This window comes from Schaalia cardiffensis (assembly GCF_016405145.1).
Taxonomy (GTDB): domain Bacteria; phylum Actinomycetota; class Actinomycetes; order Actinomycetales; family Actinomycetaceae; genus Pauljensenia; species Pauljensenia cardiffensis.
The window spans coordinates 63984-80010 of sequence record NZ_JAEKIA010000011.1 but is presented as its reverse complement, the minus strand read 5'-3'; the positions used below and the strand labels follow the sequence as shown (position 1 = coordinate 80010).

At 60.1% G+C, this 16027-nt stretch carries 15 protein-coding genes and 1 CRISPR repeat array; of the genes, 10 read left to right on the top strand and 5 right to left on the bottom strand.

The features are described 5' to 3' along the window. Nucleotides 1–483 precede the first annotated feature (483 nt). A CRISPR array of direct repeats spans nucleotides 484–1461; the repeat unit is 37 nt; unit sequence GTCAGAAAGCACCTCGCACCATAAGGTGCATTAAGAC. 99 nt (nucleotides 1462–1560) lie between these two features. The 3 genes from JFX23_RS07505 to JFX23_RS07495 form a co-directional block, all read right to left on the bottom strand. After that, a complete protein-coding gene (locus tag JFX23_RS07505; RefSeq protein ID WP_233050675.1) occupies nucleotides 1561–2058 on the bottom strand; it encodes a methylated-DNA--[protein]-cysteine S-methyltransferase in 498 nt (165 codons plus the stop codon). A gap of 27 nt (nucleotides 2059–2085) precedes the next feature. After that, nucleotides 2086–3543, bottom strand: a complete 1458-nt coding sequence (gene der / locus JFX23_RS07500) for a ribosome biogenesis GTPase Der (RefSeq protein WP_233050684.1) — start codon at nucleotides 3541–3543, stop codon at nucleotides 2086–2088. Between the two features lie 94 nt (nucleotides 3544–3637). Further along, nucleotides 3638–5221 (bottom strand): UDP-N-acetylmuramoyl-L-alanyl-D-glutamate--2,6-diaminopimelate ligase, encoded by a 1584-nt coding sequence (locus tag JFX23_RS07495; RefSeq protein WP_198776373.1) that lies wholly within the window; start codon nucleotides 5219–5221, stop codon nucleotides 3638–3640. Nucleotides 5222–5303: 82 nt separating this feature from the next. Here JFX23_RS07495 and pepN point away from each other — a divergent pair, with 82 nt between their 5' ends. The 9 genes from pepN (at nucleotide 5304) to JFX23_RS07450 (ending at nucleotide 12764) form a co-directional block, all read left to right on the top strand. Next, on the top strand, nucleotides 5304–7859 hold the full coding sequence (gene pepN, locus JFX23_RS07490; RefSeq protein ID WP_198776372.1) for an aminopeptidase N: 2556 nt from the start codon (nucleotides 5304–5306) through the stop codon (nucleotides 7857–7859). Nucleotide 7860: 1 nt separating this feature from the next. Then, nucleotides 7861–8718, top strand: a complete 858-nt coding sequence (locus JFX23_RS07485) for a DUF881 domain-containing protein (protein ID WP_198776371.1) — start codon at nucleotides 7861–7863, stop codon at nucleotides 8716–8718. A 1-nt stretch (nucleotide 8719) separates the two neighbouring features. Continuing rightward, entirely contained in the window at nucleotides 8720–9052 is a 333-nt protein-coding gene (locus JFX23_RS07480) for a small basic family protein (RefSeq protein WP_005963696.1), read from the top strand. Nucleotide 9053: 1 nt separating this feature from the next. Then, nucleotides 9054–9827, top strand: coding sequence for a DUF881 domain-containing protein (locus JFX23_RS07475; protein ID WP_198776370.1), 774 nt, complete (start codon nucleotides 9054–9056; stop codon nucleotides 9825–9827). A gap of 62 nt (nucleotides 9828–9889) precedes the next feature. Next, a complete protein-coding gene (locus JFX23_RS07470) occupies nucleotides 9890–10321 on the top strand; it encodes an FHA domain-containing protein (protein ID WP_198776369.1) in 432 nt (143 codons plus the stop codon). Then, nucleotides 10318–11091, top strand: coding sequence for a transcriptional regulator FtsR (gene ftsR / locus JFX23_RS07465; protein WP_198776368.1), 774 nt, complete (start codon nucleotides 10318–10320; stop codon nucleotides 11089–11091). The genes JFX23_RS07470 and ftsR overlap by 4 nt, the downstream gene beginning before the upstream one ends. A 123-nt stretch (nucleotides 11092–11214) precedes the next feature. Then, on the top strand, nucleotides 11215–11769 hold the full coding sequence (locus tag JFX23_RS07460; RefSeq protein ID WP_198776367.1) for a MerR family transcriptional regulator: 555 nt from the start codon (nucleotides 11215–11217) through the stop codon (nucleotides 11767–11769). 408 nt (nucleotides 11770–12177) lie between these two features. Further along, the gene (locus tag JFX23_RS07455) at nucleotides 12178–12387 is read left to right on the top strand and encodes a hypothetical protein (protein WP_321780286.1); all 210 of its coding nucleotides are present in this window, start codon (nucleotides 12178–12180) and stop codon (nucleotides 12385–12387) included. Then, complete coding sequence (locus JFX23_RS07450; RefSeq protein ID WP_005963688.1) at nucleotides 12384–12764, top strand: hypothetical protein; 381 nt, start codon at nucleotides 12384–12386, stop codon at nucleotides 12762–12764. The genes JFX23_RS07455 and JFX23_RS07450 overlap by 4 nt, the downstream gene beginning before the upstream one ends. Before the next feature lie 256 nt (nucleotides 12765–13020). Here the strand turns inward: JFX23_RS07450 and JFX23_RS07445 are convergent, their stop codons facing one another. Further along, entirely contained in the window at nucleotides 13021–14532 is a 1512-nt protein-coding gene (locus JFX23_RS07445) for an Hsp70 family protein (RefSeq protein WP_005963686.1), read from the bottom strand. Then, entirely contained in the window at nucleotides 14529–15332 is an 804-nt protein-coding gene (locus JFX23_RS07440; protein WP_198776366.1) for a phosphatase PAP2 family protein, read from the bottom strand. Before JFX23_RS07440 ends, JFX23_RS07445 begins: the two co-directional genes overlap by 4 nt. Before the next feature lie 217 nt (nucleotides 15333–15549). Here JFX23_RS07440 and JFX23_RS07435 point away from each other — a divergent pair, with 217 nt between their 5' ends. After that, entirely contained in the window at nucleotides 15550–15915 is a 366-nt protein-coding gene (locus tag JFX23_RS07435) for an RNA polymerase-binding protein RbpA (RefSeq protein WP_198776365.1), read from the top strand. Nucleotides 15916–16027: the final 112 nt, after the last annotated feature.

Genomic DNA, 16027 nt, shown 5'->3' with positions numbered 1-16027 from the left:
CGTTCGCGTTCATCGGCGCTCGGCAGATCGGGCACTTGGGGCGCTTGTCAACACTCACCCGCTCATATAGGCCCCACCCCTATGGGGAACGCGACTTTACGCGGTCAGATCAACGAAAAGTCCGGGTCGATGCCACACTTCCTTGCCGGTATCCCGTGTTTGGACTGTGTTGGGGCGAGGCGCTCTCAATGGGCTCTCCCTCTATTGGGCCCTGGCTGCGTAGGGTCGTCACTCAGAGTCAGCTGTGCGCCCGTTTCCTGTTCCTCGTGTGCCGAGTTTCTCGCGAACAGACCGACTTTTCCTGAAGAACACGTTGAGATCCGGCGGACGAACGCGCTCTGAGCGCTTCGGTGGCGATCACCCCATGACCTGGGCATATGTGCTTTAATGGGGGTGGTGCTGGACGACTTGGTTGGTGCTTTTCAGGTCGGTGGCGATAACTCGAATGTTCTGCCTGCTCAGAGGCGGTGTTTTCGGGGTGGAGTCAGAAAGCACCTCGCACCATAAGGTGCATTAAGACCGTCAGCCTGCTCGGCGTGAGCTCATATATCTGGTCAGAAAGCACCTCGCACCATAAGGTGCATTAAGACGAGACGACCACATGTGTGGAAATGGGTTGCATGCTTCCGTCAGAAAGCACCTCGCACCATAAGGTGCATTAAGACGCGAGGGGGTCGGGGGTGGGGTCGCTGGGCTTTTCGCGGCGTCAGAAAGCACCTCGCACCATAAGGTACATTAAGACTATACGTATCCACCCTCTCCCGGGTTTTCCCCGAGGTGTCAGAAAGTACCTCGCACCATAAGGTGCATTAAGACATGCAGAGTGTGCGAGCTGACGGTCTTCGCTGTCCATGTCAGAAAGCACCTCGCACCATAAGGTGCATTAAGACTCATTGGCGATGGTTCCCGCAACCCCTTCATAAGTCAGAAAGCACCTCGCACCATAAGGTGCATTAAGACCATAAGCTACCTCCTTTCCAGTAAATGAGGTGCGAGTCAGAAAGCACCTCGCACCATAAGGTGCATTAAGACGGCGGTTAAGCCCACTTGATCACTTCGTCGAAAAGTCAGAAAGCACCTCGCACCATAAGGTGCATTAAGACTGAGATGCTACCATCCCCCAATAACCATACTTTGCGTCAGAAAGCACCTCGCACCATAAGGTGCATTAAGACAACAAGACGAGTAATCTGGCCAACAATGTCGGCCTGAGTCAGAAAGCACCTCGCACCATAAGGTGCATTAAGACATCTATGTAGCCTGCCAATACTACTATGAATATGGTCAGAAAGCACCTCGCGCCATAAGGTGCATTAAGACCGCCTAGCCGTTGCCAGCTCTTCAGCCTTAACTGTCAGAAAGCACCTCGCGCCATAAGGTGCATTAAGACCTTTCAGGTAGGGGGCGATGATCGGCCACGCCGGGTCAGAAAGCACCTCGCGCCATAAGGTGCATTTGGATGTGTCGACGATGAGGGAGACGCAGGACACGACCTTGGATCAGAAAGCGCCACGCCCCACGCCTGAGGGACATTCACCCCAGCCTCGCAGCGCCCCACGCTCAGAGGGCAGAAGAAGCCCCTTGCCGTTCAAAATCCAGAAGGAACTGTTTCGCTTCCACGCCGCCCCGGTAGCCGCCGAAGGACCCGTCTCTGCGGGTGATGCGGTGACACGCCTGAATGAAGGGCAAAGGATTCGCCGCACATGCGTTTGCGGCAGCGCGATGAGCCTTCGGGTGCCCGGCCGCGGCAGCCAATTGCGAATAGTTCATCGTCTCTCCGAAAGGAATCGTGGAGAGAATCGCCTGAACCTCGGCAAAAAAACCCTTCGACAAACACCGGTCAAGAGGCAGATCAAAACTTTGACGCTTACCCGCGAAATACTCAGTCAACTGGCGCTTCGCCAAGTCAAGCAGGGGAGTGGCATCTTCGTGAATCTCCTCGTGAAGCACCTGGGCGACGCGAAGGCGAACAGATTCAAAACCCTCCTGCTCAAACGCGATTCGTACAAGGCCCCGATCGCTCCCAATAAGAAGCAAAGCCCCAATAGGGGAATCCATCGTCGCCCAGCTCAGCATTGCCCCAGTTCACTTCCTCTTACGCTCACGCACCCGCATTGAAATCTGAATCGGAGTGCCCTCGAAACCGAACTCCTCACGCAAACGACGCTCAATGAACCTCCGGTAGCCCGGATCAAGGAACCCCGTCGTAAAAAGTACGAACCTCGGCGGACGATTCGACACCTGAGTGCCGAACAAAATACGCGGCTGCTTCCCACCACGCAAAGGATGCGGATGAGCGGCAACAAGCTGACCGAGGAAAGCATTGAGCTGACCAGTCTGGATACGCGTCTCCCACCCCTCAAGAGCAGTCCTCAACGCCCGGGTGATCCGGTTCGTATGCCACGAAGTCTTCGCCGACAAGTTAATGCGCGGTGCCCACGACATCTGCACGAGCTCACGTTCCAACTCAGCACGCAAAGCCAGCTGGCGCTCCTCGTCAACAAGATCCCACTTGTTATTCACAATGACAAGAGCCCGACCAGCATCGACGACGGCCTGCACGACCCGAATATCCTGCTCAGTCAGCGGCTCAGAGCCATCAAAAAGGACGAGGGCGACCTCGGCCTTCTCCAAAGCGGCCTGCGTGCGGATCGACGCGTAATAGTCCACGCCTGTCGTCCGATGCATTTTGCGGCGAATACCCGCAGTATCGACGAACCACCAGAACTCGCCATCAAGCTCGACCAGCTCATCAACCGGATCACGAGTCGTACCGGCCAACTCATTGACCACAACTCGCTCCGAACCGGCCAGAGCGTTGAGCAAGGAGGACTTGCCGACGTTCGGACGGCCCAGGAGCGCTACGCGGCGCGGTCCGCCCTCGGGCATCTTCGCAGCGACCGCGGACTCTTCCGGGAGGACCTCAAGGACCGCGTCAAGCAAATCACCCGTGCCGCGCCCATGCAGAGCCGAAACGGGATACGGCTCACCCATGCCCAGGCTCCACAAGTAAGCAGCATCAGCCTCCTGCTGAGGCGAATCGACCTTATTCGCAGCCAAAACAACGGGCTTGCCCTTCGAACGCAGCATCGTGACAATCCGCTCATCCGAAGCGGTCACCCCGACCGTCGCATCGAGGACGAGGAGGACCGCGTCCGCCAAATCGACGGCAATCTCCGCCTGCTCGGCGACCGAACGATCCAAGCCCTTAACATCAACCTCCCAGCCACCCGTGTCAACCACGGTGAACGCTGTGCCCGCCCACTCGGCAGGGTAGGAGACGCGGTCACGAGTCACCCCCGGAGTGTCCTGGACAACCGCTTCTCGTCGACCAATGATCCGATTGACTAGGGTCGATTTGCCGACATTCGGACGGCCAACGATCGCGAGGACCGGCAGGCCCGCCATGTTCTCCTCATCGGCGTCGAAAACACCCTCCGAGTCGAGGAGAGCAAGGTCTTCCTCTTCGAGTTCGAACATGTCGAGGCTGTGCCTCATTTGGCTGGCACGAAGCTCGGCGTCCTCGTCAAGAGAGACATCCATGGGCAGATCCTTGTCAATCACCCGCCCATCCTAAATCGGAGGGCGGGTGATATGACCAAGGAGTGGGCCTCATCGGGCGGTTTTCCGCCAGATGTCACACGTGAGAACGCAAATCGTAAGTGAGGACCTCGCGGGCGACGGGCACATCGTTGTACTCGTGCTTAATGCCCTCAATGTCTTGATACCACTCCGAGCCCTTCCCAGTGATGATGACAGTGTCACCAGGCTGAGCTGCAAGAATCGCTTTCCTCACAGCATCCCGGCGGCAGGTTATCACCTCCGTCACATTATTAAGGTCCGGGCGCACACTCTTAATCCCCCGCATAAGGTAATCACGAATCGACTGTGGATCCTCAGTACGCGGATTCTCATCCGTCACCCACAAAACATCCGCTTCACGCGCCGCAATTCCGGCAATGACCTCGCGCTTCGACACATCACGGTCACCATCCGTGCCGAAAACAATGACGAGCTTGCCGACAGTGAGGTCCCTCGTCGAACGCAGCGTCCACTCGAGTGCCTCCGGCGTATGCGCATAATCCACAATGACGAGGGGCTGGTTACGCGGCTCGGGGTTGATCTTTTGCATGCGCCCCGGGATCTGCTCTGCCCTTTCAAGGGCGGCAATCACCTCATCCGTGTCATAACCGAGGCTCAAAGCAGCCACGATCGCGACCGCCGTGTTCTGCACATTCACCTCACCGAGGATCGGCATGGCGACCGGGTGAGCCTGACCTTGAGGGTCGACGAGTTCAAAAACGATCTTCCCAAGCCCCTGGTCCGGGTGGACATTGCGGACCGTCCAATCGGCTTCTTCCTCACTCAAAGCGGCGACGGTCGTCACGGGCACGCTCGCCTCTTTAGCTAGACGCTGTCCCCATTCATCGTCCACACACACGACGCCCCGCTTGGAATGGGCGGGAGTGAAAAGCATCTTCTTCGCCGCGTAGTAGTTCTCCATCTCCCCGTAATAGTCGAGGTGGTCGTGCTGGAGGTTCGTGAAGGCGACGACGTCGAAAACAATGCCGTCAACTCGCCCGAAGCTCAAAGCATGGGAACTGGTCTCAACGACCGCTGCACCCAGGCCCTTCTCCAGGGTGAAAGCGAGGAGCCGTTCAACGACCGGAGATTCAGCGGTCGTCTGATCCGAACGGAAACGCAGGTCACCGATGCGAGTTTCAACGGTGCCGCAGATCGCCGGGTCCGTGAACTCGATGCCGAGGGCTGCGCGCATGAGGAACGAGGTCGTTGTCTTCCCATTCGTCCCCGTCACCGCCATCGTCTTGAGCTTCTCAGCGGGCGAGCCGTAGATGTTCTTCGAAACGAGGGCCGCGGCGCTGCGAGGATCAGCGACCACCACAACCGGAAGGTCAACCTCCGCCTGGCGGGCCAGCTCAGCTCCTTCAACGTCCGTTAGAAGGACACTCGCCCCGTTGGCCTGTGCGGCGGCGGCGAAACGCACTCCATGCTGAGTGAGTCCCGGAATGGCAACGAAAACCCACCCCGTTTCGCAATCCAAAGAGGAGACGGTGGCGCCACTAACCTTCAGCTCGTCAATCTGGGAGGTGGAAAGGGCGTTGCCGCGCGCATCAAGGAATGCCTCGACGTTCAGGCCCTGGAGGGCCTGGGAAAGGGGGAGTGGTTCAACTGTGGGGCGGATGTCAACGACAGAAGTCATGGGCCCACTCTAGCGCCCAGACACTCCCGACCCGCTGGCTGCGCACCAGCGGCAGCGCCCATGAATACGTAGACTTCGACACATGCGAGTTCTCACCCGGACCGAAGCCCACGAGCGAGCACACAGCATCGCCCTCGACGAGGTGGCCGTGCACGTCGATGTGCGCGGCGGAGATCTTCCCGGTGCCTCGACTTTCCAGGTTCGCTCCACCCTCAACCTCACCGCCGCACAGGATTCAACTTTCCTTGACGTCGCAGGGACCGTGACCTCGCTCAGCGTCAACGGTCACGTACGGCAATTCCATCAAGACGAGGAACGACTCGCCCTCGAGGATCTTCCCACGGGCACGCCAATCACGATCACCGTCGATGCCGACTACAGCTACTCGCGCACAGGCGAGGGCTTGCACCGTTATGAAGACCCCGAGGACGCTCGGGTGTACTGCTACACGCAATTCGAACCCCAGGATGCCCACCGGGCCTGGCCCTGCTTCGACCAGCCCGATATGAAGGCGCGCTGGTCCTTCACCGTTGATGCCCCCACCCACTGGATTGTCGCTTCGAACTGCCAGGAAGTCTCAACCGAGGCGATCGAAGACGGGGTGCGACACGTTTTCGCGCAGACTCTGCCCCTGTCGAGCTACATCACCGCCCTCGTCGCGGGGGACTGGGCCGTCGTCGACGGGGGAGTGTGGAAAGGGGGAGCCCCCGGCGGCGAGGAGATCGAAGTTCCACTGCGCCTCATGTGCCGCAGCGCCCTCGCCCCCTCAATGGACTCCGAAGATATTCTCGAAGTGACCACAGCGGGCCTCGACTTCTTCCACGAGGTCTACGCAAGCAACTACCCCTGGGGGAAATACGACGAGGTCTTCGTCCCCGAATACAACCTCGGCGCCATGGAAAACCCCGGCTGCGTCACCTTCAACGAGTCCTACCTCTCACGCGAACACCCGACCTTCTTTGAACGCCAGCGCCGCGCCAACACGATCCTCCACGAAATGTGCCACATGTGGTTCGGCGACCTCGTCACCCCCCAATGGTGGGACGGCCTGTGGTTGAAAGAGTCCTTCGCCGAGAACCAAGGAGCGATCGCGGCAGCCAGAGCAACGAAATACGCAGGGGAACGCGCCGCCTTCGTCGTCGGACGCAAAGCCTGGGCCCTCGAACAAGACCAGATGCCGACAACCCACCCGATCGATGCCGATATCCCCGATGTTGCAGCGGCGAAAACGAACTTCGATGGGATCACCTACGCGAAAGGCGCTGCGGTCCTCAACCAACTCGTCGCTTGGGTCGGCGAAGACGCTTTCTTCAAAGGTGCTCGCCTGTACTTCACGCGTTACGCCTACTCTTCGACCCGCTTAGAAGACCTCATCTCCTGCTTGGAAGAGGCTTCCTCTCACGACCTTTCCGGGTGGGTCGAAGCCTGGTTGAAGACGAGCGGCCCCGCCATCCTTTCAGCCTCCTGGCAAACGGATCTCAGCGGTCGCGTCTTCGACTTCACCTTGCGTGACGAAGCTCAAAAGCCTGGCCAATGCCCCCACCGCCTCGAAGTGTCGACCTGGGCGTTAAGGGGAGGGAAACTCGAGAAAACCCATTCCTTTGACGTGCGGATGAACGGCGTTGAAGCGCCGATCGACCCTGAGGGGATCCTCAATGTTTCGGGGGGTCGCTCGCACATGGATCTCGTCGTCGTCAACGACAATGACCTCACCTATGCGGTGCCGCGCCTGGATTCTTCTTCTACCGAGCTCGCCCTCGGATTCATCTCCACCTGTCCTGACTTGATGACCCGTTCAGTCGTCTGGTCATCCCTGTGGAACGCCGTGCGCGATGGCCTCCTCGACCCGGAGAAGTTCGCCTTTTCGGCAATGCGTTGTGCCCTCGACGAAGAAGATGCCTCCCTCGCTGCCGAAATCGTCACCATGGCCCGAAGCGCGATGACCTCCTACCTGCCCTCCTCGAAACGTGCCCCGCTGATCCACGAGCTGTCGAGGACTGCGATCCGCCTTGCCCGCACCCTCAGCGCTGATCGTGCTCGCCCCTGGGTCAAGGCGATGCTCCCCCTGGTCCCCCACGCAGCAAAAGAGGAGACGCTCCTCTTCGTCCGCGAGCTCGCCGAACACAACTCCTCCCAAAGCGGCTGGCTCGCCCGCGCCGCCCTCGCCGCCCGCGACGAAGCCTCACCACAAGACATTGAGCACTGGTTCTTAGCGCATCCGAGCGGGGAGGCTGCGGCGCATCGCATCCGAGCACTCGCAGCAATCCCACGGGGCGAACAACGAGAAGCCGCATGGCAACTCATCACCTCCCCTGAAGTTTCAAACGACCACCTCAGCGCCGCTTTCGAAGGCCTCGCTTTGTCGACCTGGTCGGGCGAGTCGATCGTGGGGCGGGCCTTGGAAGTGATGGAAGAGTTCTGGGGCTCGCACACGATCGGATTGGCGATCCGTTTCGTCAACGGCTCCCTCCTCAGCGGAATAGACATCGAAAACCCGGCGAGCCTCAACGACCTCGTCGAGCAGGTCTCGCAATGGCTTGACTCTCACGAGGACGCGGCCCCCGCCTTGAGGCGCCTCATGATCGAACACCTCGACGACGCGAAGCGGCGAGTGAGGGTCCAGGAGCGCTGGGCGTGAAATGAAAGACAGCAAAGACAGCAAGGACCTTCACGGGAAAGAGCTTCCCGAAAATGACCGGGCTCCAGTGGACCCTGCGGCCTCAATGTCTTTGCTCACCCAGCTCCTCGCAAACCCCCTCGACGCCGGATACACGGAATACGCCGGACATGAGGCGAAACAATACTGGTGGCAGCGCGTCCTTGTCCTCCTCTTCGCGCTCGGACTCGGATTCGCCTCCGTCACAGCAATCACCTCACTGAGAACTGCGTCCGCGCATGACGTCGTCAACGATCTTCGAGACCGCGCACAATCCCAACAAAGGATCGTCGGCTCGCTACAAGACGACGTCCAATCCCTATCCTCACGCCTCGACACTGCAACCGGTGAAGAAGGGGGCGCCTCGAGCCTCGATACGGGCCTCCTCGTCGCGAACTCCCTCGCGCCCGTGTCCGGCCCCGGCCTCGTCGTCACCCTGAAAGATTCAGAATCCGCCGCCGCATTGTCGAAAAGCGGCAGAGGACGAGTGCGCGACCTCGACCTCAACGTCGTCGTCAACGCCCTGTGGGGCGCGGGAGCCGAAGCGATCGCCATCAACGGTATTCGCGTTGGCCCGGGAACCTTCATCCGCACAGCCGGCTCAGTGATCCTCGTGAACATCACTCCCGTGCAATCGCCCTACCTCGTCAGCGCAATCGGGGACGCGAACGCCCTCTCTGTCGCGCTCGTTCGCGACCAAACCGGGGATTTCCTCTCCAGCGCCCAGTCCATCAACGGAATCACCCTGTCAACGGCCGGAGATTCCACACTTGATCTGCCCGCCCTTGACCTGCGTACAACCCGCGAGGCCAAGCCACTCGAAACCGGTAAAGGAGATTAAGGTGCCCGCGATCATCGGCCTCATCGTTGGAATCCTCCTCGGCCTCTACTTCGACCCGACGGTGCCGAGCTGGCTCCAGCCCTTCCTGCCCGTCGCCGTCGTCGCAGGCCTTGATGCTCTCTTCGGCGCAGCCCGAGCGTGGCTCGAAGGCGCCTTCCACGACCGAGTTTTCATCACCTCCTTCTTCTGGAACGTCGTCGTCGCCTGCCTCCTCGTCCTCATGGGCAACCAGCTGGGAGTGGGTTCCGCGATGACAACCGCCGTCGTCGTCGTCCTCGGCATCCGAATCTTCTCCAACACCGCTTCCATCCGCCGATTGATCCTCAAGGCTTGAGATGAGCGAAGACACGACCCCCACCCGGACGGGACACCCTCGAAAAATCCCTTTCCTCACGCGACTGAGCGAAGCGATCTTCGCAGCTCCGCGCGCAATCCACCTGCTCCTCCTGCTCATCTGCGTCCTCCTCGGATTTGCGCTCGTCACCCAGGTCCGTGCCCAGCGATCCGACCCTCTTGAATCATTAAGTGAAGAAGACCTCGTGGTGCTCCTGTCCGAATTGAACGCGCAGGAGAACGCTTTGCGCCTCGAAAGGGCGAACCTGCAAACCAAGGTCGCTGAACTCGAATCCGCCGCCAATGAGCAAGAAGCCCAAGCCGAAGCCGCTCAAGCCGCTGAACTCCAGGCCCGCATCAACGCCGGGGCCGTCCCCGTGCACGGGCCCGGCGTCATCATGAGGGTTTCCGACCCCGAGGGGGCTTTAAGCGCCACCGAGTTCGTCATGACTCTTGGAGAATTGCGAAACGCCGGGGCAGAAGCGATCGAATTGAATGGCATCCGTCTTTCTACACGATCCGCTTTTGTCGGAGCAGGCGGCCAGATCCTCGTCGATGGCACACCGATTTCTTCACCCTACGATTGGCGGGCGATCGGAGCTTCACAGACGATCTCAACCGCTTTAGAGATCCAAGCGGGTTCAGCCGCGCAAATGCGGGCGAAAGGTGCGCAGGTGTCAATCATGGAGAATCCCGATTTCAGGATTGAGTCCGTCGCCACAGTGCTCCAACCACAATTCGCGACGCCCGTAACTGAAGATCTTCACTCTGAATGAGTACTCGGCTGATAAAACGTCTAGAATCGGTGAGTACCGCATCGAAGGATAGGGGAGTTTCGATGGACAAGTCTCAGGAGTTCGATCCGACAGCCACATGCGTCTTCGGTATCGGCCCCGTTGATGAGTCGGGCGATACCACAATGCCCTTGTCGGCACGGGACCGTGAAGCCGTTGACGCTCTTCCGGCGGGGTCTGCGCTCCTCATCGTGCAGCGCGGCCCGAACACGGGAGCGCGCTTCCTTCTCGACGCGGAAGCGACCAGCGCCGGTCGCTCCCCGAAATCGGACATTTTCCTTGATGATGTCACGGTTTCGCGCTCTCACTGCCAGTTCATCGCCGTGGACGGGGGGCATGTTGTTCGTGACTCGGGATCTTTGAACGGCACCTACGTTAATCGCGAGCGTGTGGATTCGGCGCGCCTGAACACCGGCGATGAGGTTCAGATCGGCAAGTACCGTCTCACCTATCAGCCCTCGCCTAGGACGGCATGAGCACACCCGCGAAGAGCCAGCTCCTGAAAGAGGAGGCATCGGCGAGTGAAATCGGACCTTGGCCAAGGGGAGTGGACCGCACTCCTTCCTTGTCGATTGGCCAGGTCGTGTCCGAGTTGAAGGCCGAGTTCCCCGCGATCTCCCTCTCCAAGGTTCGTTTCCTGGAAGAGCAGGGGCTCGTCTCTCCTGCGCGCTCCGGCTCGGGATACAGGAAGTATTCGCGCGCCGATATTGAGCGCCTCCGCTTCGTGCTGAGCGCGCAGCGTGATTCCTTCACCCCTTTGAAGGTGATCGGGGATCAGCTTCGCGCCCTCGACGCCGGGCACGAGGCCGAGCTTGCCCGTCACGCCCGCGTCGTCGCTTCGGAGGGAAAGATTGTCACTCCTTCGAATGGTCGGCCGATTTCGGCGAGGGACCTTGCGGACCTGACTGGCGTGGATCTTGAGGGCCTAGAGCGTTATGTCCGTTTTGGTTTGATCTCCCCGGATATTGCGGGGTATTTCCCTGCTCGGGCTGTTCAGATCGTTCAGATCCTCGTGCGTCTTGAGGCTGCGGGTTTCGATGCGCGGATTTTGCGTTCGGTGCGTACTGGCGCGGAGCGTAGTGCCGATATTGTCGATCAGACTGTGAGTTCTCAGCGTTCGAGGGTGCGTTCGGGTGATGCTGAGCGTGCGAATGCCAGGATCTTGGAGTGTGGGGAGCTTTTGGCCGAGTTGCATCGTGAGTTGCTGCGGGCGAGCCTGGCGCAGCTCCAAGTCAAGGGAACATAACAACCTTCACCTTGAACTTGAAGTTCAGACTTTCCGCGTGGTTCGTTGACCCACACCTGCAAAGCGCCTAGCGTGAAGTCACCATCCCAAATCGGTGTCGATCGTTTCTCAAAGGAGTGCTCAGTGAGCGCCGAACCCCATGAAGCCGCAACGCGGCAGGCCATGCTCTTCGGCGACCCTCTTGAAGGCCTTGAGGGCGATGACCTCGGCTATAGGGGTCCCGTGGCCTGCACCGCAGCCGGCATCACCTACCGTCAGCTCGACTACTGGGCCCGCACAGGCCTACTCCAACCCTCCGTGCGCGCCGCGCGCGGCTCAGGCTCTCAAAGGCTCTACTCCTTCAAAGACATTCTCGTCTTGAAGATCGTGAAGAAACTCCTTGACACGGGAGTCTCCCTTCAACAGGTCCGCACCGCCGTTGTACAGCTCCAGGACAGGGGAGTGGACGACCTCGCCTCGATCACCCTTATGAGTGATGGTGCTTCCGTCTACGAATGCACCTCGACCGACGAAGTCATTGACCTGCTCCAAGGCGGCCAGGGAGTTTTCGGGATCGCCGTGGGTCGCGTCTGGCGCGAGGTCGAAGGGACCCTCGCGGATCTGCCGATCGAAAGGCTCGGCGGCGAGCCTGTTGATGAGCTTGCGGAGCGTCGTCGGCGCAAGCGCAGTGCCTCCTAAGTCTTCGCGCTGTTCCCTCTTTCAGCGGCTCCTGCCTCCTCCCGTCTTCTGACCCGTCGCGCCTTCCTACCCCCTCCCGCCTTCTGAATCTTCGCGTCTTCTCAACCTTCGCGCTTCCTAACCCCTCGCGCTCCCCCTTCTTTCAGCGGCTCCCCGCGCCCTCCTCTGTGAGTTGAAGTCTGCCTCAGGGTTCCCCACTCCTTTATTGAGGGGCTTTAGCGTTCACTCATCCCTCAGGAATTGCTCATTTTTCCGGATGCTTATTGTCCACACGCCTTCACACACTCCCTGCGCCAGTATTCACATTCATATCTGCCTCCCGCACGATACAAGGGGAAGTTGAGAGGCGAACACCACCATAATCAACACCCCTTGAATACAGTGAGCAATGCGGCTAGAGTTTCCGGTGTGAAGCGGAGAGACTTGGAGCGAGAACTCAGGCGAATCGCCAACCGCTACGGGCGTACCCTCACACTGACCGAAGGCGGCCGACACTCAAAAGCCCAGATCGGCCCCTGGCAAGAACCTCTTCCCCGACACCGGGAAGTCGACGAGTTACTCGCCCGAGCAATCATCCGGCGATGCGAGCAGGCCCTAAAGAAGGAGGAAGGACGATGACGACGCAGATTCACGCAACCGCAGAACGCGGCAACGGCTGGTGGGTGGTGACCTTCAGCGTGGACGGGACCGAGTTCGGCACCCAGGCCAAGCGCCTCGACCAGATCAACGACATGGTCGCCGACGCTGCCTCCTTGATGACTGGACGGCCCGAATCCGACTTCATCATCGATTACGAGGTCACCGACGCCCGATACGTCGACCTCGTGAATGAATACAAAATACGTGCCCATGAGGCCCTCGAAGCAGAACATGAAGCCGCCAGCGCGTCACGCAGGGCCGTCGCCGCGATGCGCGAAGATGGCCTGCCCCTCAGAGATGTCGCCTCCATGATGGGAATCTCCCCCCAGCGCGTGTCCCAGCTCGCCCACGCCTGAACAGATTGGGGGACAGGAAGCCCACCAAGTGAGGCCACAAGTCGGACACCGAGGGGGCGAAAGTCGGACGATTCAAACTTTGACCTGGGCTTTCCTCAAAGAACCAAGGAGCAGCGTTCGACTTGTGGACAGGTCACGGCCTGCTTCGAAGGGCGGCGCAGAAAGGAGGTCGGCCTTCCCAACGGAATGCCGACCCCCTTTGCGCGACTGCGAATACCTCAAGCAGAGCTGACAGTATGCGCGAGTGCGCGCGCCTCTAGCGGCCCAGAGTTGCGCGAACCGTGTAGCCCGTGTCGAGATCGGAGATCTCCACGTCAACAATGCCGTTCTCATCAACGAGGTAGCGCTCCTCGATCAGAGGCCCCTCCTCGGTTCTGAGGATCTCCTGGCGACTCAGGTCGATCCTGGGATCCCTGAGCTCTTGAGCGAAGGGCATGAGCAGTTCACCACAGGGCGCAACCTCGCCCCTCGGGACCCCCTGAGAGTCCACGGCTCGGTATTCGACGAAACGGTAGAAGCCAATATTGTGGGCCGCCCGGTAGCGCCTCGTCAGCACCGTCGATTCTCCAGGAGTCCACCTCGCATCGGGGCCCAGGAGCGGATCGAAGGAGACAGCCTGCCCAGAGTCAACCTCACGGAAGACTCCAACGCCGCGGGAAAGGCGATCCGTCACGGAGTAGCCTGCACCCTCGTCAGCTGCAATCGCTAGGCCGATCGCGGTCGAGCCACCTGATAGTGCGGAACGATGCACTCGCCTGCCGAAACGCTCCCGCAAGATCCTCGCAACCAGGGGCAGCCTGGAGGCGCCGCCAACAACGTAAAGCCCGGCAACAGACTCAGGCAGAACGCGCCCACCATCGGGGCCGTCCACGAGCAGGGGGTCGAGGATCTTGAGAGTATGGTCGACGAGTTGCTTCGCAGCCTCGTAGTACTCGGTGACGGGCACGCGCACGGCCTTGCCCGCAACCTCGAGAGCCACCGCCCGACTCTGAGGGGAGAGGGCCTCCTTCGCAAGGCGAGCATCCTCAATGAGGCGCATCCAGCCCTTCTCACCGAGTTCAGCGGGACTGATATCGGCTGCTTTCGCGGCTTCTTGCGCCAGAACGAGGTCGAAGTCGTCGCCGCCGAGCAGATTATCACCGCGCGAGGCAATCACCGAGTGGGCGGTTCCCTTCGCCTCGACGAGGGAGGCGTCGAAGGTTCCGCCGCCAAGATCGTAGACGAGGACGGAGGTGCGCTTCGAGTTGATGGTGCCGGGGTGGCGATGCGTGTATTCAAAGCCCGCTGCAGAGGGCTCGTTGAGCATTTCGAGGACGGTCCATCCGGCGTTCTTGAAAGCCTCGAGAGTGAGGAAGCGCTGCGCGGACCATGCGTGCGCAGGAATGCCGATGACCGCTTCCAGGGGCTCATCGGGGGAGGGGAGGGGCACGGAGGAGTTCTCACGCACCATCTGCGCCACGTAATGGAGGAAGCGGGTGACGACCTCGACGATCTGGAAATCACGATTGCCGAGCCGCAGAGTCGAGGTGGGGGAGATCCCAGGGTCTGCGAGGAGGCGTTTGAAAGAGCGCAGATGCTCGGCGCCGGACAGGGCCGCCTCCTCGGCGTCGAAGCCGAAGCTCAGGTGCCCGTCCTCGTATGCGACGATCGAGGGGATGTAGTCGCGGTCATCGCCGCACAAATCCACGAAGGACACGATCGGGTAGTTGCCCCTGTCCACTTGGGCGAGGGTCGTGCGAGTAGTGCCAAAATCTACGCCAAACTTCATACCTTCAGGGTATCGCTGAGGCGAGCCTCTTCGGGCGCGCCGCTCGTGGAGGGCTGAGATTTGACAGAGAGATACGACATGAGAACCGAGGAAAGCGCCAGGCCGACGAGGCAGTAGGAGACTCCGGCTACAGCATCGAGGACGTAGTGGTTCGCGGTCGCAATGATGATCCAGATCGTCGCGAGGGGGTGGAGCGCGAGGAGGAGGCGTTGCCACCCTCGCTTGAAAACGAAAGCTCCGAGAACGATTGCAGCCCACAGGGCCCATCCCGTGTGCATGGAGGGCATCGCCCCATAGGGATTCGCCAGGGAAGCGGCCGCTTGGGAGTAGGAGGAACCGATCGCAGATTGGGTCGCCACGGCATCGACATATCCAAGGTTCGACAAGAGCCTGGGGGGTGCGAGGGGGTAGGTCCAATAGGTGATCATCGCGCCGATTGTCATGATGAAGAGGCCATTTCGTGCGAAGCGGTAACGCTCGGGGCGCAGTCTCCACATCAGAGTGAGTGAGGCGAAGGTGACGAGGAAGAAGGAAATGGAATAAAAGCTCGTTGAAAGCTGAGCGATCCATTCATGGGAGTGCAGCCAGTGGTTGAGCCCGAGTTCAATATCAATGCCGAGGGCATCTTCGATTCGAAGGATGTCGTAGGCGTTGAGGAAGGCTCGTGTGGGTGTGACCGGAGCGATGTAACACAGCACGGAGTATCCGAGGGCGCTTGCCGCGACAAGGAGGATCTCCAATAGGCCGGAGCGCTTGGGCGCGACCATTGCCGGGGTGACATGTTCGGGTGTGGAACGCACGCGCCTTTTTCCTTTTGATCCAGTCGATTCTTTCCGCTTTTCATCGTACGAGGGCGGGAGGGGATGAGCATGGTGGAAGTGGCAACTTCGGCGCGAGTCGGGGTGATCCTCAATACTCTCCCGCCATTCTGACATAATGTACATTATCGGATCGATGGGGAGGGGGAGAATCCGCTAGACTGCGCATGTTCAGCTCTACGCTTGCAAGGAGTATGCCATGGCGGATCGCGCGCTTCGAGGAATGCAGATCGGTGCAAAGTCGATGGAATCCGAGGACGGAGTCGTCTTCGCGGAGCGCTACACCGTCCGCTATGAGTGCCCGAACGGCCACGAGTTCGAAGTTCCGCTCTCCACCGAAGCCGCTCCGCCCGCGAACTGGGAATGCCGCTGCGGCGCCAAAGGTGAACTCATCGGTGAGGCTCCCGAGGACGAGGAGGCCAAGCCCGCAAAGCCGGTCCGTACTCATTGGGATATGCTCTGCGAACGTCGTTCCCTTGAAGAACTTGAGGTCGTCCTCAATGAGCAGCTGACGCTCTTGCGTGAGGGACGACTGCGCCCCGAGGGTCACTACCGCAAGGGGTGAATCCTTTATCTATCTGTGAGAGGGCCTCGGGCATTGCCCGAGGCCCTTCTTCACAGCCATCGCCAGAGCTTTCCCGATCGTCGAGAGCTCTCCCATGGCCAAAGAACGCGCC

Coding starts and splice junctions, on each gene's coding strand:
- JFX23_RS07505 (WP_233050675.1), bottom strand. CDS start 2,058: ATGGATTCCCCTATTGGGGCTTTGCTTCTTATTGGGAGCGATCGGGGC.
- der (WP_233050684.1), bottom strand. CDS start 3,543: ATGGATGTCTCTCTTGACGAGGACGCCGAGCTTCGTGCCAGCCAAATG.
- JFX23_RS07495 (WP_198776373.1), bottom strand. CDS start 5,221: ATGACTTCTGTCGTTGACATCCGCCCCACAGTTGAACCACTCCCCCTT.
- pepN (WP_198776372.1), top strand. CDS start 5,304: ATGCGAGTTCTCACCCGGACCGAAGCCCACGAGCGAGCACACAGCATC.
- JFX23_RS07485 (WP_198776371.1), top strand. CDS start 7,861: ATGAAAGACAGCAAAGACAGCAAGGACCTTCACGGGAAAGAGCTTCCC.
- JFX23_RS07475 (WP_198776370.1), top strand. CDS start 9,054: ATGAGCGAAGACACGACCCCCACCCGGACGGGACACCCTCGAAAAATC.
- JFX23_RS07470 (WP_198776369.1), top strand. CDS start 9,890: ATGGACAAGTCTCAGGAGTTCGATCCGACAGCCACATGCGTCTTCGGT.
- ftsR (WP_198776368.1), top strand. CDS start 10,318: ATGAGCACACCCGCGAAGAGCCAGCTCCTGAAAGAGGAGGCATCGGCG.
- JFX23_RS07450 (WP_005963688.1), top strand. CDS start 12,384: ATGACGACGCAGATTCACGCAACCGCAGAACGCGGCAACGGCTGGTGG.
- JFX23_RS07445 (WP_005963686.1), bottom strand. CDS start 14,532: ATGAAGTTTGGCGTAGATTTTGGCACTACTCGCACGACCCTCGCCCAA.
- JFX23_RS07435 (WP_198776365.1), top strand. CDS start 15,550: ATGGCGGATCGCGCGCTTCGAGGAATGCAGATCGGTGCAAAGTCGATG.